This is a genomic window from Streptomyces sp. NPDC049627, assembly GCF_044465645.1.
Taxonomy (GTDB): Bacteria; Actinomycetota; Actinomycetes; order Streptomycetales; family Streptomycetaceae; genus Streptomyces.
Window position 1 is genome coordinate 68,127 of sequence record NZ_JBITLW010000012.1, and the last position, 23,693, is coordinate 91,819.

10 protein-coding genes are annotated in these 23,693 nt (G+C 71.3%); 2 read left to right on the forward strand and 8 right to left on the reverse strand.

Annotation, left to right across the window (positions count from 1 at the left end; translation table 11 throughout):
• Positions 1-21: 21 nt before the first annotated feature.
• Together ACIBU0_RS30330 and ACIBU0_RS30335 are read right to left on the reverse strand one after the other, a co-directional pair.
• Positions 22-585: a TetR/AcrR family transcriptional regulator gene (locus ACIBU0_RS30330; protein ID WP_398824749.1), complete on the reverse strand. Its 564-nt coding sequence runs from the start codon at positions 583-585 to the stop codon at positions 22-24.
• A gap of 3 nt (positions 586-588) precedes the next feature.
• The gene (locus tag ACIBU0_RS30335; RefSeq protein WP_398824751.1) at positions 589-1,284 is read right to left on the reverse strand and encodes a type 1 glutamine amidotransferase domain-containing protein; all 696 of its coding nucleotides are present in this window, start codon (positions 1,282-1,284) and stop codon (positions 589-591) included.
• Positions 1,285-1,416: 132 nt separating this feature from the next.
• Between ACIBU0_RS30335 and ACIBU0_RS30340 the strand changes: the two genes are divergently transcribed.
• Positions 1,417-2,391 (forward strand): LysR family transcriptional regulator, encoded by a 975-nt coding sequence (locus ACIBU0_RS30340; protein ID WP_398824753.1) that lies wholly within the window; start codon positions 1,417-1,419, stop codon positions 2,389-2,391.
• 12 nt (positions 2,392-2,403) lie between these two features.
• On the opposite strand, the gene ACIBU0_RS30345 is transcribed toward ACIBU0_RS30340, so the two are convergent.
• A complete protein-coding gene (locus tag ACIBU0_RS30345; RefSeq protein ID WP_398824755.1) occupies positions 2,404-3,615 on the reverse strand; it encodes a helix-turn-helix domain-containing protein in 1,212 nt (403 codons plus the stop codon).
• 355 nt (positions 3,616-3,970) lie between these two features.
• On the opposite strand from ACIBU0_RS30345, the gene ACIBU0_RS30350 reads away from it, so the two are divergent.
• Positions 3,971-4,933 (forward strand): esterase/lipase family protein, encoded by a 963-nt coding sequence (locus ACIBU0_RS30350; protein WP_398824757.1) that lies wholly within the window; start codon positions 3,971-3,973, stop codon positions 4,931-4,933.
• 51 nt (positions 4,934-4,984) lie between these two features.
• Here the strand turns inward: ACIBU0_RS30350 and ACIBU0_RS30355 are convergent, their stop codons facing one another.
• The 5 genes from ACIBU0_RS30355 to ACIBU0_RS30375 form a co-directional block, all read right to left on the reverse strand.
• Positions 4,985-5,461, reverse strand: a complete 477-nt coding sequence (locus tag ACIBU0_RS30355) for a (2Fe-2S)-binding protein (protein ID WP_398824759.1) — start codon at positions 5,459-5,461, stop codon at positions 4,985-4,987.
• Between the two features lie 8 nt (positions 5,462-5,469).
• Positions 5,470-7,809 carry a molybdopterin cofactor-binding domain-containing protein gene (locus ACIBU0_RS30360; protein WP_398824761.1) on the reverse strand — a complete coding sequence of 780 codons (2,340 nt, stop codon included), beginning with the start codon at positions 7,807-7,809 and terminating at the stop codon, positions 5,470-5,472.
• A 156-nt stretch (positions 7,810-7,965) separates the two neighbouring features.
• Entirely contained in the window at positions 7,966-8,808 is an 843-nt protein-coding gene (locus ACIBU0_RS30365) for a hypothetical protein (protein WP_398824763.1), read from the reverse strand.
• Positions 8,809-8,858: 50 nt separating this feature from the next.
• Positions 8,859-11,543 (reverse strand): right-handed parallel beta-helix repeat-containing protein, encoded by a 2,685-nt coding sequence (locus ACIBU0_RS30370; RefSeq protein ID WP_398824765.1) that lies wholly within the window; start codon positions 11,541-11,543, stop codon positions 8,859-8,861.
• A complete protein-coding gene (locus tag ACIBU0_RS30375) occupies positions 11,540-23,551 on the reverse strand; it encodes a hypothetical protein (RefSeq protein ID WP_398824767.1) in 12,012 nt (4,003 codons plus the stop codon). Before ACIBU0_RS30375 ends, ACIBU0_RS30370 begins: the two co-directional genes overlap by 4 nt.
• Positions 23,552-23,693 lie beyond the last annotated feature (142 nt).

Here is a 23,693-nt window from a genome sequence, read left to right on the forward strand (position 1 = left end):
GCCTGGAAAGACGGTCACCGATCAGTGGGACGCCTGCGATGCTCCCAGGAGGCCGGTCAGCAGTGCGTCCGACGCGGGGCCGAGCAGCCGCTCTCCGTCCGGCACCGATTCGAGGCCGGTGACCAGGGCGAGACAGACGTCGGCGGCCTCTGCGGGCCCGAGTCCGGCGGGGGTACCGGCCTGGGTGAACAGGGCCGTCAGCAGCTGTCGCAGTTCGGCGGTGAAGGCGGCGCAGATGTCGCCGAACAACCGGGCTTTCTCGTCGAGGAGTTCCGCGGTGTGCGGGGAGTCTCCGGTGAGCCGGTGGACCAGGTCGAGCTTGGCGGCGAGGACGCCTCGTGCACGGGTCGCGCACGGGGCGTCCTCGGCCGCGGCCGCGTCCCGGGCCCGCTCCAGCGCCTGGGTGTGCAGGCGGGCGGCGAGCTTCCGGAAGGCGTCGTCCTTGCTGCGGACGTACTGGTAGACGGCCGACCGGGACACGCCCATGCGCAGGGCGATGTCGTCCATCGTGGTGCGCCGCACGCCGTACCGGGTCAGGCAGTCGTACGCGGCGTCGAGGACCTCGTCGAGCCGGTCGGTGGCCATGGTTCAGCCGAGCTTCTTCAGCAGCTCGGCGGCGAGCGGGCCGGAGGAGGCCGGGTTCTGGCCGGTGACCAGGTTGCGGTCGACGACCACGTTCGGCACCCACGGCTCGCCTTCCTGGTAGTCGGCGCCGATCTCGACCAGGCGGTCCTGGAGCAGCCACTTGGCGCCCGCCGCGAGACCTCCCTGGGTCTCCTCGGCGTTGCTGAAGCCGGTGAGCCGGTAGCCGGCGAAAGCGTTGCCGCCGTCGGCCAGGGTGGCGGCCAGCAACGCCGCCGGGGCATGGCAGACCACGCCGAGCGGCTTGCCGGAGGCGAGGGTGTCGACGAGGAGCTTGCCGGACGTGGCGTCGACGGCCAGGTCCTCCATCGGGCCGTGGCCCCCGGGGTAGAAGACGGCGGCGTAGTCGTCGAGGTCGACGTCCTCCAGCTTGATGGGGTGCTGCAGCTCACTGATCGAGGCGAGGGCGTCCGCGATCTTCTGCGCGCCCTCCTCGCCGCCGTTGAACTGCGGCGCCAGGCTGGCCTTGTCCAGGGGCGGCACGACGCCTCCGGGCGTGGCCACGACGACCTCGTGACCGGCGGCCTTGAAGGCCTCGTACGGGGCGACGGCCTCCTCGGCCCAGAAGCCGGTGGGGTGCTTGGTGCCGTCGGCCAGCGTCCAGTGGTCCGCGCCGGTCATCACGAAAAGGATCTTCGACATGGGGTGCTCTTTCGCGTGTCAGGGGTTCCTGGGGATTCCTGGGCGTCCTGACGCTGTGCGTGCAGATCGTCAGTACGTCGATGCCCTGACCGTACGCGCACCCTGCCATTGGAATCCAATAGGCTCACGCATATGAGACATAGGGATTCCAATGAGATCGCGGAGGTGGCCCAGACGGACGGAGACCGGCTCGGCGGCGCGGCGCAGGTGGACCTGAACCTGCTGCGCACGTTCCTCGCCGTGTACCGCACCGGCTCCTTCACCGCCGCCGCCCGCCTGCTCGGGCTGTCGCAGCCGACGGTCACGACACAGATCCGCACGCTGGAGCGGCAGCTGGACCGGGAGCTGTTCCAGCGTCTGGCGCGCGGCGTCGCGCCCGCTCCGTATGCGGACGAGCTCGCGGCCCGGATCGTCGGGCCACTGGACGCCCTCGCCACCGTCACGGGACCGGGCGGCTCCGCGGACGTCCACCCGGCGGAGCCGGTGCACCTCGCCGGTCCGACCGAGCTGCTCACCCACCGCGTCATGCCCGCCCTCGCGCCCCTGGTCGACAAGGGCGTACGGCTGCGCATCACGCCCGGCCTGACCGAGCCGCTCCTGGAGGAACTGCGCGCCGGCCACTACGACCTGGTGCTCTCGACCTACCGGCCGCGCGGTCGCGCCCTCGCCTCGGTGCCGCTGATGGACGAGGAGTTCGTCCTGGTCACGGCCCCCGCCTGGGCGGAGCGCATCGGCGGGCCCGCGCGTATCGCGGGCGACGGGCCCGCCGCGCTGCACGGCGTGCCGCTGGTCGCCTACGCCGAGGACGTGCCGATCGTGCGCCGCTACTGGCGGCATGTCTTCGGCAAGCGTCTGGTGTGCCATCCGGCCGTCACGATGCCCGACCTGAACGCGGTGAAGGCCGCGGTGACGGGCGGTACGGGCTTCAGCGTGCTCCCCCGCTACCTGTGCGCCGCCGAGCTGGCCTCGGGCGCGCTGGTCCTGCTGCACGACCCGGACGACCCGCCCATCAACACCGGCTTCCTGGTCCAGCGCCCCGGCTCTTCCGGCAACCCTCATGTCGCCCTGGTCCGCGACCATCTGATGGAAATCGCCCGCGACTGGTGACCGCCCTGCCGCTCAGCCCTCCTGGGGACGCAGGGCATGCGTGCGCAGCGCCAGCAGGGCCTCGAACCGGAAGCGCGGGTCGCCGAGCCGGTCGCCGAACAGCGCCTCCAGCTGGCGCAGTCGCTTGCGGGCCGTCTGCGGATGGATGCCCAGCGCCTGGGCCACCTCGGGAGCCGTACGCCCCCAGGACATCAGCAGGGCGTCCAGGGTCTCGGCGAGCCGGGCGGCCCTCCCCCGGGGCAGGTCCGCGAAGACGCCCAGCACGCGTCGCCCGAGCAGTTGCCCGATGGGTGCGCTGCGCAGCAGATGGAGATCGGCCAGCTCGTCGTCGACGTGCAGGAAGGTCCCGTCGCCCTCTTCCGCCGGTAAATGCGGTCGACGGTCGAGTGCGAGGCGGGCGCACTGGAGGGACAGCCATGCCTCATGCGCGGGAACGGCCGGACCCACGGCGGCGACACGGCCGCGGGCGGCGCCCTTCACCCGCTCGATCAGACCGCTCGTCGCCGGCTCGGGCACGATCAGAACGAGATCGCTCCCCCGGTTGACGCAGAGCAGCTCACCGTCCGCGCCGGGCACGGACAGACGCCCGGCCGACCGCACCACCACACACGCGACGGCACCCGGCAGCGCCCAGCGGGCGCGTTCGGCGAGCGGTCCCAGCGGGGCACGCTCCCGCCCTCTCGGTGGCTCCAGCAGCCGCTCGACCAAGGCCCGGCGGGCACGCTTCACGTCGCCCTCCGAGCGCAGTTGCGCAGCGAGGAAACCTTTCACCGACTCGTTGGACAGGGCATTGATGTGGATCAGCACGGCTTCGTGCAGCGTCAGGACGGTCTCCGGCGGCAGCGAGGCCTCCTGCACGATCTCGGCGTAGCGCCGGCTACCCACGCGCGCGCCGACCCTGAACGCGGCCTGGAGACCGTCCGTCGTACGGCCGTTGAGGAACTCGATCCGGCCCAGGTGCCGGAAGTGGTGGAGGTGATGGTCCTGCGGGCTGTCGGGGTGCTCGATCAGCTCGGCGAACTGGCGCACGGCCCGGCGTACCGACTCCGTCAGATCGCGGCCGACGGCGGAGTCGAGCGGCCGGCGGTAGGCGGGCACCTCGTCACGGATCGCCTTGATCATGTCGGCGACGATGTTCTCGGTCCGGGAACGGATCAGCGCGGCCAGTACGGGGTGCAGCTCGTGCCAGGGCTGACGCGTGAACGTCTCGGCCTGTGACGTCATCGCGGTGGCTCCGTCTCGGGCGGCGGGTGAGGGGGGAAGGGGTGGCGGGCACGGCGGGCGCGCGTGACAGGGGTGCCCGCCGTGGGGTGGTCGGCAGCGGTGCGGTGCGCACAGGGCTGCCCCCGGTGAGGCACAGCCCCGGAAAGGTGTCACGCTCATGACACCTTTCCCGTCGCCCCCGCGGCTCTCCTGGTCGGCTCCCGCGGGCGAAGCGAGTGTGGATCTGACGTTACGCGCCAGTAGCTTCCGTGTCTCTCCCCTGTGACAAGGCTTCACACCCTCCTGACCCATCCCCTTGTGACCAGGCCGCGCGGATCCACTGCCGCACCCCACGACCAGGCAGAGGAGACCCCTCATGCGTAGCCGCAGACTCCGGCGCACGCCGCGCCGACGCCTTCTGACCACGTCTCTCGCCGGGCTCACGGCGGCCGTCTGTATCGGCGTGTCCGGCGTCGCCCGGTCTCAGGCGGCACCGGACACGAGCGACGCCGCGCCGGTGGTGGCGGCCGACCCGGTCGGTCCGCCCCAGGACGACTTCGCTTCGGCACTCGCCTACTCCGTCGCCCACCCGACGGCCGTACCCTCCGGCGCCAACGACTTCACCTGCCGCCCCGGCCCCGAGCATCCGCGTCCCGTCGTCCTCGTGCACGGCACCTTCGAGAATCGCTACGACAACTGGGCGGCGCTGGCTCCCCTGCTCAAGGAGGCCGGGTACTGCGTCTTCGCCCTCAACCACGGCGGCGAGTCGGGCCCCCTGCTCGGCACCGGCGACGAGGCCGCCTCGGCCCGGCAGTTGGCGGACTTCGTCGACCGGGTCCGCTCCGCCACCGGCGCCGCGAAGGTCGACCTGGTGGGGCACTCCCAGGGTGGCATGATGCCGCGCTACTACATCAAGAACCTCGGCGGCGCGGACGCGGTCGACAAGCTGGTCGCCCTCACCCCGTCCAACCACGGGACCACGTTCTCGGGCCTCGGCCTCCTCGCCCGCGCGATCCCGGGCGGCGACGAACTCCTCGGCGTGGCCTGCCCCGCATGCAGCCAGCAGCTCATCGGCTCGGACTTCCTCAAGGGGCTGAACGCGGGCGGCGAGACCGATCCGGACGTCACCTACACGGTGATCACCACCCGGTACGACGAGGTCGTCACCCCGTACACCTCGGCCTATCTCGCGGCCGCCCCGAACGTCACCAACATCAAACTCCAGGACCTGTGCCCCGCCGAGGTCGTCGAGCACATCAACATCAGCTACAACGACCTGGCCACGCGCCTCGTCCTGAACGCCCTCGACCCGGCTCACGCCCGACGCCCCGCCTGCTGACGCATACGATCCGGTGTCCGCGCGGACACCCCGCGCGGACACCGGACGTGTTCAGTACTTCTTCGCGCCCGCCACGATCGCCTCGCGGATGCGGTGATACGTCCCGCAGCGGCAGACGTTGCGGATCTCGTCGAGGTCGGCCTCGCTGATGTCGCGGCCCTCCGCGCGAGCCTGGCGGACCTTGGCGACGGCGGTCATGATCTGGCCTGGCTGGCAGTAGCCGCACTGGGCGACGTCGTGCTCCAGCCAGGCCTCCTGCATCGGGTGCAGATCCTTGCCGACCGTGGCGGGCAGGCCCTCGATGGTGGTGACCTCGTCCGTGGGGCGCAGGTCCTTCACCGGGACCGAACAGGGGTTGAACGCCTTGCCGTTGATGTGGCTCGTGCAGGCCTGGCAGACGCCGAGGCCGCAGCCGTACTTCGGTCCGGTGACGCCCAGGACGTCCCGCAGTACCCACAGCAGCCGTACGTCGTCCTCGATGTCCACGGTCACGGACTCGCCGTTGAGGATGAAGGTGTGTTCCGGCACGGTGGCTCCTAGAAGGCGCGGCTGAGGCCGTCGGTGGGCGACGCGGGGATGGACGGGCTGGTGGGCAGCGGCTCGAAGCCGAGCGGCTCGCCGTGGTTGATCGGGAAGGTCGTGGGCATCGTGCCCGTCGCGCGTCCGTAGGCGCAGGCCACGGCCGCCATCGCGCCCGCGACGGCCAACTCGCCAGCGCCGCCGGGGGTGTCGGTGGTCGGCGGCATGACGACGATCTCCAGCTCCGGCGGGGTGTTCCACTGCCGGGTGTAGAAGTAGTTGTCCCAACTGCCTTCCAGGAAATGCCCGTCCCTGAGGTGCAGTCCAGAGCTCAGGGTGATCGCGATGCCGTCCATGATGCCGCCCATCATCTGGGCCTGGAGGCCGCGGGGGTTCACCGCCAGGCCCACGTCCACGGCACAGACGACCTTGGTCACGCGCGGGCCCGCGTACGCGTCGGGGATCTCGCGTCCGGTGGTCTCCGGGCGGCAGTCGATCTCGGTGAGGACGGCGACGTACGCGTGGTACTCGGGGTGGATCGCGATGCCCTGCGCCGTCCCCGCCGGCATGCTGCGGCCCCACTCCCCCACCTCGGCGACCTTGTCGAGGACGGCACGCGCCCGCTCCTCCTTCAGGAAGGCACGGCGGAACCGGTACGGATCCTTGCCCATGCGTCTGGCCAGCTCGTCCACCACCAGTTCCTGAGCGCACCGCACGTTGGGCGAGTAGATGTTGCGCATGGAACCCGTGTTGAAGCGCTTGTCGGTCTCACTGAGGAGCTGGGTGACGACACCGAAGTCGTACGGCGTCTGCTGAGTGAGCGTGAAGATCGTCTCGGAGAAGGTGAGGTCGCCGACGGGCAGGCGCGCGGCCTCGGCCGTGATGATCTCGCCGACGCCGTGACCGAAGTCGGTGGCCACGGAGGTGTGGCGCTGGTCGTAGGTGAGCACCTGGCCGAGGGCGTAACCGGCGCGCACCCGGGAGGTGGACATGGGGTGGGTGCGGCCCTGCCGGAAGTCGTCGGTGCGGTGCCACATCAGCTTGACCGGCTTGCCCGTCGCCTTCGAGATCTCGGCGGCCTCGGCTGCGGCGTCGTAGAAGAGCTTCCGCCCGAAGGAGCCGCCGCCCTCGGTCACATGGACCGTGACCGCGGTGACCGGCAGCCCGAGCTTGGTCGCGATGTCCTCCTGGGCGGTGATCGGGGACTTCAGGCTCGCCCAGATCTCGGCCGAGTCCTCGCGTACGTCGGCGATGGCGCAGTTGGTCTCCAGCGCGCTGTTGCTGGCGAAGTGGAAGGTGAAGCGGGCGTCGACCGACTTGGTCAGCAGGTCGAGGGCGGGCAGGGGCGGTTCGGCCTTGCGGAGTTCGGCGGTGATGGTGTCGTCGGAGGCGCCCTCCGCGGTTCCGGGCCCCCAAGTGACCTTCAGCGCGCGGACCGCGTCGATGCACTGCCCGAAGGTACGGCCGCGCACGGCGACGCCGGTGGAGACGCGGACGACGTCGGTGATGCCGGGCATGGCCCGCACCTCGTCCAGGTTCTCCACCGAGCGGACGGTGCCGTTGATCGTCGGCGGGCGGCACACCATCGTCGGCAGCGCGCCCGGCACGTGCACGTCCATGGCGAACCTCTTGCGGCCGGTGACCGCCTCCAGCGCGTCGATGCGCCGCCGCGCGGTGCCGATGACCTTGAAGTCGGCGGGCTCCTTGAGGGTGACGGAGACCTGACCGGTGGCCACCGAGGCGGCCTTCCCGGCGAGTTCGCCGTAGGTGAGGCTCTTGCCGGTCACGGTCGAGGTGATCACCCCCGCCTTCGCGGTCAGGGTGTCGAGGGCCTCCCCCAGTTCCAGTGCGGCGGCCCGCAGCAGGCGGCCACGGGCCACGGCGGCCGCGACGCGGATCGGGGTGTAGGTGGAGATGGTGGTGTTGGAGCCGCCGGTGAGCTGGTTGAACAGCAACTCGGGCCGGGCGTCGGCGAGGGTGACGCGGATCTTCTCCAGCGGCAGCTCCAGTTCCTCGGCGATGAGCATGGCGCTGGAGGTGGTGATGCCCTGGCCGACCTCGGCGCGGGGCAGGGCGAAGGAGGCCGTGCCGTCCGGGTCGAGGCGGATCGTGATCAGGTCGGCCGTGGGCAGTGCGGCGTGGGTGAGCATGTCGTTGAGGTCGTAGATCTCGGCCGGGCCCGGCGCCGAGGGGACGGCCGCGGCCGCCTCGGCGGGGGCGAGGAGCGTCTCGGCGAGCGGGGCGGCCACCGTCAGCGTCGAGGCGGCCACCACATACCCCAGGAACCTGCGTCGGCCCATGCCGTCGGTGGCGGGGGCGGACGCGGTGTCCGGCCGCTCCCGGCGGTGTGCTCCCATCGGCTGTCCTCCCGACGACGTGGCCTGCGACCGTGCAGGGCGGCTCCTGACTGTGCACGGCCGGCGCGCGTTCCGGAAGATCCCTGGAGCACTTCGACACGCAACACCCACATCGCGCCTCACTCGTGAAGCCGGCGCCCCGCGACGGCTCCCGGCTCAGAAACCGCCCTTGCGGAACTCGGTGGCCCCGGCGGTGGAGGTGGCGGTGACGTTGTAGCGGTCGCCGCCGGCGTCACGAGCGCCCTGGTTGTGGTTGTACTGGAACCTGAAGATGTAGGTGCCGGGGTCGACCGTGATGCCCGGCTTCAGCGTCACCACGTAGTCCAGCTCGCCGCTGCTCGACGCGGAGGCCACCGACACCTTGTCCCCGAGGTTGGTCCAGGTGCCGGTGCCGGCCACGCCGCCCGTCTGCGTGATCTTGACGACGACCTTGAGGCTCTTGAGCGTCTTCGTGGTCTGCACGGTGACGGCGCTCTGGTCCCAGTAGGGGTTGGAGTCGCCCTCCACGGTGCCGTCGGACCAGAGGAAGCCGGTCGACGCCTGCTGCGTCGGGGCCGTCGACCGGGGCTCGGAGGTCCGCGTCGTGCCGGTCGTGCCGCCGTCGTCGGTCCTGCCCGAGCCGCCGGAGCCTGCGTTCCCGTCGCCGCCGGGGGCGGGGAGATAGACCACCGCCGGGCCCTTGTCCCCTTCCTGCCGCTCAGGTGCGGCCGAGGACGCGGACGCGCTCGGCGTACCGCTGTCCGCGGGGGTCCTGCCCTGAACGGCGTCCTTCTTCTCGGCCGCCGTGGCCACCCTGTCCTCGCTGCCGCTGCTGAAGTCGATCCGGGAAACGACCGCCGTGGCGCCCGCGATCACCAGGACCACGGCCGCGGAACCCCCGACGGCGTTCCAGACCCTGCGGCCGGGCAGGAAGCCGCGCAGCGGGGTACGCGCCTTGCGGGCGAACAGGTCGGCGAACTCGCCGTCCGAGCGGGTGGGTCGAACGGGGGTCTGCGGCATGAGGCGGGTCCTTAAGGAGTGGGCTTCGAGAGGGGGCGGGCAGGGTCGCCCTACGGGACGTCTTCCGGGGTGAGGGTCATCAGGTCCGACTCCGAGATGTCGGAGAGCTCGGCGACGCGGTAGGCCTGACGCTCCGTCATCGCCTGGAACAGCTGGCGGGCGGCGCGGCCGTTGCCGAATCCGCGCTCCCGGGGCAGCGTGTCGAAGTGGGCGGTCAGGGCCTCGCGGGCGGTCGGCGTGAGCTCGTACTGGTGCTGGGCCGCCTGGTGCTCCACGATGCTGACCAGTTCGGCGGAGCCGTAGTCCTCGAAGAGCAGCGTGCGGTTGAAGCGGGAGGCCAGGCCGGGGTTGGAGCGGACGAAGACCTCCATCTCCCGCGGGTATCCGGCGACGATCACCACCACGTCGTCGCGGTGGTCCTCCATCAGCTTCAGCAGGGTGGCGATGGCCTCCTGGCCGAAGTCGTTGGTGCCGGCGTACTGGGTGAGGGTGTAGGCCTCGTCGATGAAGAGGACACCGCCCCGGGCCTGTTCGAAGACGCGCGTGGTCTTCGGGCCGGTGTGGCCGACGTACTCGCCGACCAGGGCGGAGCGGTCGGCCTCGACCAGATGGCCGCGGTCGAGGAGGCCGACGGCGGCGAGGATACGGCCGTAGAGACGGGCGACGGTCGTCTTGCCGGTGCCGGGGTTGCCGGTGAAGACCAGGTGGCGGCTGAGCGGGGGCGCGGCGAGGCCCATCTCCTCGCGGCGGCGCACGGTCTGCATCAGTTTCACCAGCGAGGACACGTCGTTCTTGACCCTGTCCAGACCTGCCAGTCCGTCGAGTTCGGCGAGCAGGTCCTCCAGGGTGTCCTCGGAGGGGGCTTCGGTCTCCCGCGCCCGGGTCGCCGCGGCCGGGTCGCCGCCCTCGGCGGACGCGAGCGCCTCGGCGCGGCCGGTGGGCAGGGCGGGGTGGGTCACGTTGCGTGAGACGCAGCCGTCGAACACCGGGCGGGCTCCCTTCTCCGCGGCGACGTCCTCCTCCGCGTCCCGCACCACACAGCCGCGCAGCAGGGGCGCACTGCCCGCCGCCATGTGGACGGCCGGGAACGCCTCGCCGTCGTGGCCGGCGCCGGCGAAGACGCACTCCTCGAAGGTGCCGCGCGCCTTCTCGCCGACGAACAGGCTGTTCTTGCCGGTGCGGGCCACGGTGACGGCCTTGACGCGCGGTTCGGCCGCAGGACCGAGTACCAGTCCGGAGCCGGTCGCGTCGCGCACCGTGCAGTCCTCGATGCTGGGGGTCGCGCCCTCGCCGATCACGAGGCCCGCGGTGCCGGTGCCGCTGATCCGGCAGTCCCGCAGCACGGCCGAGGTGCCGGTGCCGCAGGTGATGCCGGCGCGTTCGGCCTGCGTGACGTCGCATTCCTCCAGGACGACCGTGCCGCTGGACTCGGCGTTGATCCCGGTGCGGCCGCGCAGCACGGACAGTCCGCGGACCCGCGCGGCCGCCCCCGAGTCGATCTGGAGGCCCGACAGTCCGCAGTCGCTGATGCGCACGCCTTCGACGGTGAGCTCGGCCCGGTCGGTGGCCCGGACGCCGTGTTCCGGGGTGGAGCCGATCCGGCAGTCGGCCAGCGACAGCCGGGAGTCGTCGCTGGCGTGGACGGCGCTGAAACCGCAGTCCGTCACGTCGCTCGACGCCAGGGTCACCTGCGAACGGCCGCCCGCCAGCAGGCCGTTGGCCCGGCTGCCGTGCACCGAGGTGCCCTGCGCGGACAGCCGGGCGGTGCCCCGGGCCACCAGGCACGAGCCGTGCGGCCGGTCCACCCGGCAGTCGACCAGCACGGCCGTGCTGTCCTCGTCCGCGCTCACACCGGCCCCGGAGCCTCCCCGTATCCCGGTGGTCAGGAGCAGGACGTCCCCGCTACCGGAGACGGCGACCCCGTCGGTGCCGGTCCGCAGCACCTGGCAGTCGGCGAGGACCACACCGCCCTCGGCGGCCTCGGGACGCCCCGGACTCCCCTCGGGGCGGCGGGAACTTCCCAGCACGCGTACGCCTTCCGCGCCGGTCTCCTCCAGCCGGCAGTCCAGCACGGCCACGGACGCCTCGTCCTCCGTCAGCAGCCCGCTGCGGCCGGGGCCGGTGATCCGGCAGTCGCGGAGCACGGCCGCGGCCCGGCCCCGTACGCGGACCCCCGATCCGGTGACGTCCCGGACCGTCAGCCCGAGGAGGTCCGCCGTGGTGGCGGAGCCCAGGACGACTCCGGTGCCGTCGACGTCCTCGACCAGCGTGTCGGTCAGCTCGGTCCGGCCGGTGGTGTTCGCGTGCACTCCGGCGAGTGCGGCACCAAAGACCCGGCAGTCGCGCAGCGCCAGCGAGGCGTCGCCGCCGGCCTCGATGCGGCCGCCGGAGATCTCACAGCCGTCCAGCTCCAGGCCGCCGGCCGCCACCAGTACCGCGGGTATGGCCGGGTCCTGGCCGGTCAGCGCGATTCCGTCGACGCGGACGTCCGATGCGGTGATCTCCAGGACGGGCCGGCCGGGGTCCGCCGCCAGCAGTCGTACGGCGTGGTCCGGCCCTTCGTCCGGCAGCAGGCTGACCGCGCGGTCCAGGACCAGCATCTCGACGTAGTCGCCGGGGGCGATGCGGATCTCGTCGCCGTCGGCCGCGGCGCGTACGGCGGCGGTGATGCTGCGGTGGGCGCCGCGGCCCTTGGGGGCGACCCGGTGCACGGCAGGGATGGCGGTGGCGGTCACGGGAGCTCCAATCCCTCGGTGAGTGCTGCGGGTTGATCGGCCGGGGGCTCCGGGGCCGACGGGGGCGATGCCGGTGTCGCCGCGGGCGTGGTGGTCGGCTTCGGGAACGCCCGGCCGGGGGCCGGCAGGTTGTTCCCGTTCTCGCTGTCCGCCTTGGCGATCTGGGCGGCGATGTACCGGGACAGCGCGGACTCGACCCAGTTCATGCCCAGTTCGCCGAGGCCGCCCTTGTGGAAGACCCGGGAGCCCGTGGCCAGGTGCCAGGCGTTGCGCGCCAGGCCGGTGCTCACCCCACCGAACAGCGAGCCCGCGGCACCCCATCCGCCGGCCAGCAGCGCGTCCGTGCCCTTGACCTCGTTGCCGTTGACCCCGAACACCGCTGCGCTGATGGCGTTGCTGACGAAGCCGCTGAGCGCGCCGGTCGCGAGGCCCACGGTGTTGGCGTAGGTGGCGTTACGCCAGCGGGTGGGCTTCTCGAAGGCGGCCCAGTCGGTGACCCAGTCGTCGGTGTTGCTCGCCATCGACTGCTTGGGATGCCCGCCCCAGTCGCGCGCACCCATGCTGGTCTTGAAGTACCCGAGCCGGGTGTGGTTGTACAGGGTGTTGAGCCCGCCGCTGAAGGTGCCGCCGACCGTGCCGGACAGCAGCGCCTTGAAGACGTCCTCCGGCTTGAGATTGCCGTTGTTGGTGAGCTCGGTGATCAGCAGGCTCGCGGTGAAGTCGGTGACGAAGCCGGTGCTGAACGAGGTCAGGAAGCCGCGGAGCTCGCGCTGCCAGATGGGCATCTCGACGGACTCGCCGTTCCTGACCCCCTGGAACAGACCGTGCCACGGGTCCTGGACCTCGCGCAGATAGCCGAGGGCCTCGATATCGGCGCCCCGGTAGTCGAACTCCCGGCCGATGAGCTGCCAGGCCCGGTCGCCGGGCAGGCCGACCTCGCCGCCGACCTTGGGCAGGACCCCGGCGAGGTGGTGGGGGATGACGGCCGGGCCCGACATGCTCAGCCGGCCGAAGGCGTCGGTCTTGTAGACCCGTCCGTCGAAGACGCGCTGCTCGACGAGATGGCCGTTCTGGTACTCCCGCCACTGGCCCCACTGCTTGTCGACCTCGCGGTAGCGGACGGGATCGCCGTCCACCTTGACGCGCTCGCGGTAGACCTTGCCGAGGTCGTACTCCTTCCAGGCCTCCCGGTCCACGCGGACCGTGCGGGGCGGCTCGAAGTGGCGCGCGGACTGGTCGAGGAGGTCGCGCAGCGTCGTCGCACGGGTGAGTTCGGCCGCAGGCGGCTGCGGGGTGACGATCTCGTACGCGTACTCGCGCACCCGGCCGCCGTCCCTGCTGCGCACCACCTGGTCGTCGACGAGGTCCCGCCAGCGGCCCTTCGCGACGTCGTCGTACACCCGGACGCCCTCGGAGTGGACCGTGCCGTCGGCGGCGGTCTTCGTCCACGTGTACGTGCCGTCGGGCTGCCGCACCGCGTCGATCCAGGAGGCACCGATGTCGGTGACGTTGCGCTCGCGCGCCACGTTGCCGAACCGGTCGAGGTCGACGAACGAGTCGTCCCAGGTGCGTGAGTAGAGCGAGCCGCGGTTCTGCCTTCGGATGCCCTCGTCGAGCACGGTGGCCGGGTCGGCGGAGTCGTACGCCTTCCAGGTCCAGCTGGTGCGGTAGGGGCTGCCGGACGACTCGACGAACACGTCGCCCACAAGGTCCCGCCGACCGGTGATGTGCAGCAGCGAGTTCCTGTCGACCCAGATGCCCGCGCGGTCGTTGCGGGCGAGGTCGTGCGGGGTCGGCGCGTCGAAGAGGTACTCGCGTGTCCCTGCGCCCTCGCTGCGCAGCCGGACGCGTTCGACACCCTCGCTGTCGGTGAAGACGTCCCGCCAGCCCCCGACGCCGTCGGCGTGCCGTGTGCCGGTCTCGCCGGTCGTCGTGTTCCGCCAGTGCAGTTCGTACGGGGCGCCCTCGCGGTACTCGGGAAGCGGCGCCCAGCGCGTGGCGTCGTCGGCGCTGCGGCCGATCTCGATGACGCTTCCGTCGTCGAGCTTGCGGCTCTCCCGGACGACGCGGCCGAACTGGTCGACGTCGACCCAGTTGGCGGCCGACGGGTTGAGCCGGACACCCGTCACCGTGGTGCCGTCGGCGGCGGTCTGGGTCCAGTGGCTCACGCGGTTCAGGGAGTCGCCCGCGAACAGGTCGCGGAAGAAGCCGTCGAACGGGTTGCGGCCCGCCGCGCCCTTCCACAGGAAGGCGGGTGGACGCATGTCGGCGAACCGCTTGACGAGCAGGCTGCCGCCGTCCGCCAGTGTCTCCAGGCTCTCGATCTGCGCGTTCGCCGGACCGTGACCGAGGTAGGTGTCGGGGTCGATGCGTGTCCCGGCCGGGGCGTGGCCCGGCAGCAGCGAGTGCTCCTGGTACATCCGGGAGCCGTGCAGTCCGCCGAACGGCCAGGTCTGGCCACGCTGTTGGGCCACCGTCTCCAGTCCGGTGGCGGGGTCGGGGAAGGTGTCCTTGAAGGCGACGTGGTTCGCGCTCCAGTGGCGTGTGCCGGAGAGAGCCTCCACGCCGTCCTTGTCGAAGCGCTGCCAGGTCCAGTGGCCGTCGGCGCCCTTCTCGGCGCGCACGAGGCCGCCGTCGATGGCCTTGTGGTAGGTGCGCACGTCGACGTTGTTGAGCAGGCGCCAGGAGCCGTCCGGCACGTCGTGGTACGTCCGCTGGTCCGGGTCCCCGATGCGCTCGCCGGACCGGACCCGGTTGCCTGCGTCGTCGAACTCGGTCCAGCGGGCGTGGCCGAAGCGGTCCCGGGCGATATGCAGGGTGTTGCCGTTCTTGAGGACCTCGCGCTCGAACAGGGTGACCTTGCCGGGCTCCTTGCCGGTGAGCTTGACCTGTCCGGTGGGGGACGTCTCCAGCTTGGCGGTGTCGAAGCGTCCGGTGAAGGGGGTGTTGTCGCCGTTGACGCGGACGCCCTTGCCGGTCGCGTGGTCGAGGGTCCAGTACGAGCCGGTGGGCCTGCCGCCCTTGCCGCGGATGGCGAAGGTCTCCTCCAGCAGCTTGCCGCCGCTCGCGTCGAAGACGGTCCGCTCCAGCGGTGGGGCGCCCGGGCCGGTGTGGATCAGGGCGATACGGCCGTCGTCGAGCCGCTCCGCGCGCAGGGTCAGGGACGCGTTGCCCGACGTGTCGAGGACCCGGGGCACCCCGTCCGGAGCGCCCGCCTCGAACCGGAACACGCCCCGGTCTCCGGCGAGTTGGACGTCCCTCAGGGCGAGCGTGCCCTCGGGGCCGTAGTGCCACTTCGTCGTGCCGGCGGCGTCGGTGAGGGTGAAGCCGCCGCGCAGGTCGGCCGGGAGGTTCGGGTCGAGACGCGTGACGGTGAACGCGTCGTCGGCCCCGTGTGTGCCCGCGAACTGGAAGGAGTCGGGGGCCCAACCACCCTCGGCCGCACGGCCGGTGAGCCCGAGCTTGGTCCCGTCGAGTTCGGCGGGGCCGCCCCTGACGAACACCTCCCGGTAAAGCAACTCGCGGTTCGGGCCGAAGCCCGTGGTGAGGTCGGTCGGCGTATGCGTGACGGTGAAGCGGCTGCCGCCAGGGCCGCCGTGCGGGGTCGGCGTGACGGTGAAGTCGCCGAAGACGCGGCCGGCGCCGCCCTGGAGGTCCTCCAGGCGTGCGGCCAGGGGCAGGTTCTGGTACTCCCGCAGGACGGTGGCGGCGCCCTGCCGGATGCCCTCGTGGGCCTGTGCGGTCATCTGACGGAGCTGGTCGTGGAGGAGTTCGGGCCGCAGGCCGGGGAACCGGTTCAGCGAGTCGGTGGCGTCGTTCGCGAGCTGACCCACGCGCAGGAGGTCCAGGTTCTGCAGGGCGTGGGAGTCAGGTGCGGCGTGCAGGAACTCCATGGCTCCGGTGATGGACGACAGGTCCGCTGCTGCCGTGTCCTCCGGCAGGGCAGCCCGTATGGCCGACGCCTCGTCGAGGGTGCGGTCGAAGATCTGGGAGATGTCGGTGAGGCCCTCGTCGAGGACGTCTTCCTCCGGGATGGCGCTGAGCGGGAAGCGTTCGGACAGCGGGTCGACCAGCCGGGTCGGCTGCGCGCCGTGCGCGCCCTCCGTGAACCGCAGGAAGCCCGAGCCGTCATGGGCCGGCAGGTCGCGGAAGACGAGGGCCCCGGTCCGGTCGAAGTGGAAGCGGCTGCCGGTGACGGTGTCGGTAAGGGTGAAGCCGCCGGGCAGTCGCCCGGCGAGCGCGCCCTCCGGGGCGGTGACCCGCAGCGACCTGACGGCACTGTCAGGACCGATCAGATCGACCTGCGTGAACCCATCCGCCTCGTTGTGGGTCGCCGAGACCCGCAGACCGGAGGGGAGTCCCTCCCCGGTGAGCAGGGTCTCGCGGCCCAGGAGGGAGCCGTCCTGGGCGACCAACCACGTCGTGTTCCCGGTCGGGTCGATGAGGGTGAACCCGCCGTCCGGGAGCCGTTCGACCGTGAAGTCCGCGCCGCGGACGGTTCCGTCCGCCTGCGGGGCACGGTCGAGGAGTTCGAGGCGGAACGAGCCCTCTGCCGAGTCGGTGGACGGTACGCGCACCACCCGTATCTCAAGACCGGCGAGGTCGTCCGCACCGGAAAGCCGGATCCCGGGCGTCCGTTCCAGGAGCCCCGTCCAGTGCTCGTCCAGAGTTCGCCAGACCGCGCGCAGGTCGAGGTCGGGCGCGTCACCCGGGCTCAGCCGGGTGAGCCACTGCTCGCCGTGCTCTCCCACGGCGTCGGTCAGGCGCAGGGCGGCGGACTCGTCCAGGCCGGGCAGGCGCAGGGCGGCACCGAGGGACAGGTCGGTGACGTCGGACAGCGGTCGCGTGCCGCCCGATGCCTCGTCCAGGGTGCGCTGGAAGATCCCGGCGAGGTCGTCCGGGCCCGGGGAGCCGCCCAGGTCGTCGAGCCGGACGGGCGGGACGTCGGACGCGCCCTCCGTGAAGCGCAGGAATCCGGGGCCGTCATGGGCCGGCAGGTCGCGGAATGCGAGGTTGAGGTCGGCGTCGTAGTGGAAGCGGCTGCCCGTGACGCTGTCCGTCAGGGTGAAGCCGCCCGGCAGACGGTCCTGAAGCATCCGGTCGATGGTGGTGAGCGGGAACGCATCGGTGACTTCGCGGGGACCGACCAGCCCCACGATCCTGGACGTGATGCCGTCCGTCGTGGTCGTGGCCGTGGTCCTGAACCACAGCCCGGAGGGCAGCCCCAGATCGTGGTCGACGAGCGCCGTCTCGCGGGCGAGGAAGTCTCCGCCGGCGCTGAACTCCCAGCGTGTCGTGCCGGCCGGGTCGGTGACGCGGAACGCGCCGCTGTCCAGGCGTTCGACAGTGAACCGCGGCTGCCCTCCCGCCCCGTGCGGTCTCGGGGCGGCCTGCGTGACGTCCAGCCGGAACGTACCGGGAACGCCGTCGGTGGCGGGACCGCCGACGATCCGGAACTCCAGCCCGGCCAGGTCGCCCGCGCCGGACAGCGGCACGTCCCGGAACTCGGTGAGACGCGTGAGAGACAGGTCGGCGGGCATCGCGACGTCCGCCGCACGCGCGACGGCCGGCGCGTCGGCACCCGGCAGCTCGATCCGCGGCAGGTCGGTCGCGGCGCCGTCCAGGGAGTTGTGCTCGGGGACGGAGTGCAGCGGGAACCGCTCGGACAGCGGGCCGCCGAAGTCGTCGAGGGCCGTCAGCGGGCCGGCGTTCGGATCCGGCAGGGTCGTCCCGGCCGGGTCCAGCCGTATCGGCGGGGCGTCCGCGGGGACATCCACGAACCGGCCTGCGCGGTCGAAGAAGAACCGGTTGCCGCTCGCCAGATCGGTCACCGCGAAGCCCCCGGCCGGCAGCCGCCCGGCCGCTTCACCACCCGGCAGCCGTACGACGGAGAAGGCCCCGTCGCCCAGCCCCGGCGCGGTCAACCGGAGGGTCGGCACCATCTCACCGCCCGGCCCTCGGGTGAACGTCGTGACCAGCCGTGCGTCGGTCAGTGCACCGTCGGCGTGCCCGGAGAGCCGCAGTTCCTCGGACAGCCGTGTGCCGTCGAGGTCGAACCGGGCGACCCAGGCCCCGTCCGGCGTCCCCGCCTTCACACCGGTGACGACACCGAGCGCGCCCCTGACAGGTTCGGTCGCCACACCCCCGGACAACGGCAGCCCGTCCGAACCGACCCACCGGGGCAGCGTGTCCGGACCCGGTGCGGCCTCGAACCGAAGGAAGCCGTCCGTCCCCGGAACCCGGTAGTCGCGGAACTGAAGAGCCTCGTCCGCACCGAACACCAGGCGCACACCGCCCGCCTCGTCGGTGAGCGTGAAACCGCCCCCCTCCAGCGCAGCCCGGTCCCACTCCACCCGCATGTGCGACGTCCCGGCGACCTGCTCCGGACGCAGGAGCACCGTCTCGCTGCGGGGCGCTGGAGCGTCGAAGCGGTCCAGCCGTGGCACGTTCATCGTGAACGTGTCGCCTGCGCGGAGGCTGCCGGCGAGCTCGTCAACGGTCCCGCGGACCGCACCGCCGGCGGGAAGGATGTCGGCGAACACGATCACCTTGGCCTTGTCGCCGAACTCGCCGGTCAGTTCGTGCGCGAAGTGGCCGTCCCGCACCAGCACCTGGTTGATCTTGATCTGGGTGTTGACCGGGAACGTCACCTCCGCTTCGGCCGGGTTCTCCGACCCCAGCACACGGCCCGGATTCCCCTGCTCCGGCACGTCGAACTTCCAGATCACGGCCTTCGAGTTCACGAAGTTGTGCGTGGTGGCACTCCCCGTGGTCGTTGACATGATCCCCGGCCAGGAGATGGTCCTCCCGACGTCGTGGTATCCGCCTCCCGGGTAGTGCGCCGGATCCAGGATCCCGTCGAACGACGAGAAGATCTGCTGGCTGTCGCCGCGCACCACGGTGTTGCCCGGAATCGCCGGGGACGGGAAGTCGTCCCACGCGCGATGGATGGCCTTGATGCTGTCATGCCACCTGTGCAGGTCCTGCATGTCCCAGGAATCCGTCACCTCCCGCGACGCGTACCCTCGCTCGGTGGCCACCCGCTTCCAGTTCTCCAGAACGTCCGCGGCCCGGTCCGAGAAGTCGAAGCCCACCTGTCGGACCTGTGCCGCCTTGTACCCGGCCTCCTCGAACGCGGCCAGCAGCGGATTGATCGACCGGTACCCGGAGCTCAGGTACTTCCCGCCCTCCTGCAGATCCGCCTTCTTCAGCTGCTCGGCCGCCCTCTTCAGCTGTTCCGCCTCGAACATCTGGCGTGAGGCGGCGGCGTTGTCGAGGGTCGCCCACGCGCGATCGCTGGTGGAGACCAGGGAAACGGAGCCGTCTTCGGTGTTCCTGATCTTGTAGCGTCCGAACGGAGCCCTGCCGTCGATCACCCAGTGCGAGGTGTCCCCGTCCGGTGCGTGCCGGATCACGGGGGTCCCGGCATCCAGTCCCGACCCCAACCCGTGCTTGCCCGCGGAGGGCGGTGGAACCGGTGCCATTGCCCCGATTCCCTTGCCGAGCGGCGGAACGGGGGGAGCGGAAGGAGCATGAGGAACCGGGCGAGCGGGCGGAACGGCGGGAGGCCGCGGCGGTGCGAGCGGAGCCGGAGGCAGGGTCGTGGCGGTGACGGGAGCGGCCGGGACCGCCGGGCCGTCGAAGGCCGCGCGCTCACCGGTCGTGCCGGCCTCGCCGATGCGCAGAGTGCCGGAGTTCACGCCCTCGGGGTTGTGCAGTTCGGCGAAGACGGGCTTCGCCTCGAAGTCCGTCTTGAACGTGTCCGACAGACGGAGCTTGCCGGCGGCCTCGTCGAGGCCCCTGAGCGGGCCGGCCGACAGCGCGTCACCGATCCCGAAGGAGGCTGCCGCCCTGGGGTACGGACCCTCCAGATAGCTCTTGGGAATGGTGCCCTTGATCAGCCATTCCTGGTCACGGGTGGTGTTGAGCAGGACCCGGACATCCGAGACGAACTTGTTGGACTTGGCCGGATTGACGTCGTGGCTCTTGAGGAAGTTCAGGACGTCCTGCCGGGAGCTGTTCCCGGTGAGCGCGGAGGTGAAGTCCAGGCGCTTGCCGATGGTCCTTTCGATCTGGTCGGCGATCAGCCGCTGCAGGTCCCGGGCCGGGAGGATGCCCACACCCGGCAGCCGTCCGGCCTTGATGTCCACGCCCAGTTTGTAGGCGTCGAGGGCGAACTCCATGTCGCCGTAGACCTTGTGGTTGCCGATTTCGGCGAAGGAGGTGAAAGGGCTGTTGCTCTTCCGCGTGGCGTTCTCCGCACCGGCGACATGCTGGAAAGCGGTCGTCCTTCCTTCCGGGTTGGCGGGGATCATGCCGACGTCCGGATCGAAGTACGACTTGCGCAGCCCCTTGAGGTCCTGCTGGACCATGTGGAAGTCGTCCTGCCGGACGAGCTTGACCCCGCGCAGGTCTTCGAGATCGACGTGGGACATGTAGAAGTCGTCCGACTTGAGGACCGGCTTCGGCACCTCCACCGGAGGCAGCCCGGAGCCGGAGGCGCGGCCCGCCGACTCCAGTGTGTTCGTGGCGGCGGTGAGGGGTGTGCTCGGTGCGGCCGGTATGTGCTTGAGGGAGTCGACCGTCGGATACGGCCCCTTCAGGTAGTTCGACGGGATGGTGCCCTTGATCAGCCAGGTGTTGTCCCGGCGTACCTGCAACAGGGTCTTGATGTCGGCGGTGACCTTGGTGGCCGTTCCCTTGGTGACGCCGTTCCTGGTCAGGAACTCCTGAATCTCCTTGTTTCCGGTCGTGTGGGTGAACGTCGACGGGACTTCCAGGTCGGGCACGCCGGTCTTGATCCGGATCTCATCGAGGATCTCGTCCTGGACCCTGGTGGCGGACAGGATCTCGATGTTCCTGACGTTCTCGACCCCGGCGTGGATGTCGTTCCGGAGGGCGATCAGATCGAGTCCGAGCTCCTGGTTGCCGTAACTCTTGACGATGCTGCCGGGCGGGGAGAAGGCCGTGAACGGGCTTTCCGCCTTGAACGCCTTGGCGTTGGCCGTCGACACCGCCTGGAGCGGTGTGATGGTGCCGTCGATCTTGACCGGTGCGAGGCCGTCGGGCGTCAGGTGGCTCTTCATGCCGGACTTGAGGCTTGACGCCGCGAAGTCCATGTCCTGCCGCACCAGCCAGTGGACCTGCGGCAGGGCCGGTACGTCCACCTGCACCGGATCGGCGCCATGGGCCGTCGACGGGCCCGCCGGCATCTCCGGGCGCACCGGGACGTCGACGCGCAGGGGCGCGCCGTCCGGGCCGAACCTGGTGACGATGCCGTCGGGGGCGGTGACGGTGAAGTGGCCGTCGACCATATCCACCCTGACGTCCGGGACGATCCCGGCGTCCGTTCTGAGCACGTAGGTGAGCTGCTCTCCGGGCTCCATCGTGATCCATCGCCCGGTGGGCCGTGCCAGGTCGTCCAGCAGCCGGAGTTCGCCGGTGGGCAGGTGCGCCGCCGGACCGTCCAGGCGGGCCATCATCACCGTGATGTCCTGACGGACGGTGTTCAGGTTCATGCCGAGCCGGTCGAACTCGAGTCGTGCGTGGTTGAACTTCAACTCGGCCGCGCTCAGGTCCAGTTCGGCCTCGGCCCGGTGCAGCGCCGGCACCTCGGGCAGGTCGGCGACCTGGGCGAGCTTCTGGCCCGCCGTGTCGAGGTCGACGGCGGCGTTCTGCGCCCTGACCCAGGCCTGGAAGCGTTCGGCGCCGGTCTTGCCGACGGCACCGCCGGTGATGATCTCGCGCAGGGTGAGCGGGGGGAACCCGGGCTGCGTGGTGACCGGCTTGGTGGCGAGGTCGGTCTTCAGCGGCCCCAGCCCCAGCAACTCCCGTGCGCGGCCCAGCTCGCCCGGCCTGTCCGGAAGCAGTCGGGCCAGCTCGTCGAGCTTGAAGCCGGGGCTCGTCGGCGAGTCCGGTCCGGTGAACTTGCCCGCCAGGGGGCCGGTGGCCGGCTCGTCGGGGTCGAGGACGCGGATCGTCACCTCGTCCTTCAGTCCGACATGGACGTTCACCGGGTCGGTCTTGCCGATGCGCAGGATCACCCCGCCCGGTGCGACGTCCACGAGGTCGATCTCCCCGTCGAGGACCTTGCGCAGCTGGCCGGTGGTCAGACCGCCGAACTTGCCGTCGATGCTGAAGGGCGCCAGCTCCGCCAGTTCGTCCATGGGCTTCAGCAGGCCGGTTCCGGTGCGGTCCAGGCCCGCGAAGGCGTCCAGGTCCCGCAGTCGGGTCACCGCGCTCTGCGGCTGCTCCAGCAGGACGGGCCGGGGGGCCGTGCCGGTCCCGGCCAACTCGTCGAGGTCGTCCAGGGCGTCGAGGGCGTTGCGGATCTGCGGGGGCAGCAGTCCACCGGCGCCCAGGTCCGCCACATCGATGGCGCCGCCCCGCAGCAGGGGGCCGGAACGGGAGCCGAGGGCGTCCAGGTCCCTGAAGGCGACGGGCTCCGCGAGGTCGTCGAAGGCACTGGAGAACCGGCCCATGGGGATCCCGGGAACGCGGGGCAGGGAACTCGCGCCCGTCGAGCGCGGCAGCGCGGTAGGCGGGGGCATGAACTCCGTCAGCTCGTCGAGCGCGTTGTCCCAGGCCCGGGTGCCGGGCACGACCAGCTTGCCGCGTTCCCCGAGCGGCCTCGCGGCGTCGGGGGTGCTCAGCCCTCGGCCGGTCCTGGCGGCGAGGTCGCCGACGGAGCCCGCCGTCCTGCCGAGGGCACCGCCGATCGAGGGCTTCCTGAGCAGGCCGCGTTCGAGGATGCCCATGCGCCAGGCCCCCCGGAAGCCGTACTTGGCGAGCTCGGCGTAGCGGAGCGGCAGGAGCGCCGACAGCACGAAGTCGAAGGCCCGGCCCACGTTGGTGATCGCATAGACGCCCAGCCGTCGGGCCATGCCTCCGCCGACGAAAGCGGTGGTCATGAAGAAGTCGCGGCGCAGTGCGAACCGCCCCCATCGCACCGCGCCCCTGGCGAGCCCGCCGGCCATCCGCATCGCGCTCGCGAAGGCCCGGGGCGTGCCGGCGAGGAGGCCGGGCAGCCGAGACATGCCGGTGGCGAACAGTCGCCCGCCGGCCTGGGACAGCCTCAGCAGCCCCTGGCCGGTCAGGGCGGCGAGCGTCCGGGGCGCCATCAGCAGCCTGCCGCCCTGCATCATGAGGCGGCCCCCCGCGGAGAGGGCCCTGCCGGCGCCCCTCAGGCCGGCACTGGCGCCGGACTTCAGCAGACGCAGCAGTCCGCCGGCCGTGGTGAGGCCCTTGGTCGACGGGAAGAGCACGCCGAGGAAGGCAAGGGCGAGGCCGACGCCGTTGATCTTGCCCTGGCTGTAGTCCACCAGCGCCTTGGCGAAGAGGACGGCGCCCAGGCCCCACGCCAGCAGCCCGATCGGGCCGCCGATGATCATCGCCACGATCCCGACCACGATCGTGACGACCTCCAGCGCCTTCCAGAGCCCCTCGATGAGCCTCTGCTTGAAACTCTTCTTCGGCGGCGCGATGGGCGAGGACACCATGTCGGCCGCCGTCCGAAGGGCGTCCTCCAGGATCTTGGCCTCGCCGGTGATGAAGTCGACCTCGGCCTCGATGTCGTTCTTCGCGGCGGTGAGTTCCGCGGGGGGCGGGGCGTCCTTGCCCACGAGGCCGGCCGGGGGGATCGCCACCGCGCCGCCCCGTTGCGCGGCGCTCTCGGCCCGGCCCTGGGCCTCCCGCAGGGCGTTCGCGTATCTGGCCGTGGCCGAGGCGGCGAGGTCGAAGGCGCTGTGGGCGTTCGCCATGAACTTCTTGAGCGACTGCTTCACATAGGTGCGCAGGGCGTCCGCCGTCTTCCCCTCGAAGCCGCCGTCCGACGCGGTGCGCAGCATGTCGTCGAGGCCGGCGTCGACATCACCTGCCAGATCCCGAAGCAGACGGAAATCCCGTGTGAAGCCGTCGAGGACACGAGGATTCCCGGCGACGGGATTTCCGCCGTACCCCACTTGATTCCAGTCGCCAGGGCTGGCCACAAGGTCCTCCAAGATGTCCACGGCGCAAGGGTCGACCCTTTGCATGCGGATGACTTCCTGGTGACGCATTCAAGGGGATCAGCGGTTCAATGAAGTGACCGAAGCCACATACTTGCTGGTCAGTAAGGTTCCGGCCGAAATTCTTTTGAACCTTTCGGGTCCG

Excerpts from the sequence above, each read along its gene's own strand:
- ACIBU0_RS30330 (WP_398824749.1), bottom strand. The coding sequence starts at position 585 with ATGGCCACCGACCGGCTCGACGAGGTCCTCGACGCCGCGTACGACTGC.
- ACIBU0_RS30335 (WP_398824751.1), bottom strand. The coding sequence starts at position 1,284 with ATGTCGAAGATCCTTTTCGTGATGACCGGCGCGGACCACTGGACGCTG.
- ACIBU0_RS30340 (WP_398824753.1), top strand. The coding sequence starts at position 1,417 with ATGAGACATAGGGATTCCAATGAGATCGCGGAGGTGGCCCAGACGGAC.
- ACIBU0_RS30345 (WP_398824755.1), bottom strand. The coding sequence starts at position 3,615 with ATGACGTCACAGGCCGAGACGTTCACGCGTCAGCCCTGGCACGAGCTG.
- ACIBU0_RS30350 (WP_398824757.1), top strand. The coding sequence starts at position 3,971 with ATGCGTAGCCGCAGACTCCGGCGCACGCCGCGCCGACGCCTTCTGACC.
- ACIBU0_RS30360 (WP_398824761.1), bottom strand. The coding sequence starts at position 7,809 with ATGGGAGCACACCGCCGGGAGCGGCCGGACACCGCGTCCGCCCCCGCC.
- ACIBU0_RS30365 (WP_398824763.1), bottom strand. The coding sequence starts at position 8,808 with ATGCCGCAGACCCCCGTTCGACCCACCCGCTCGGACGGCGAGTTCGCC.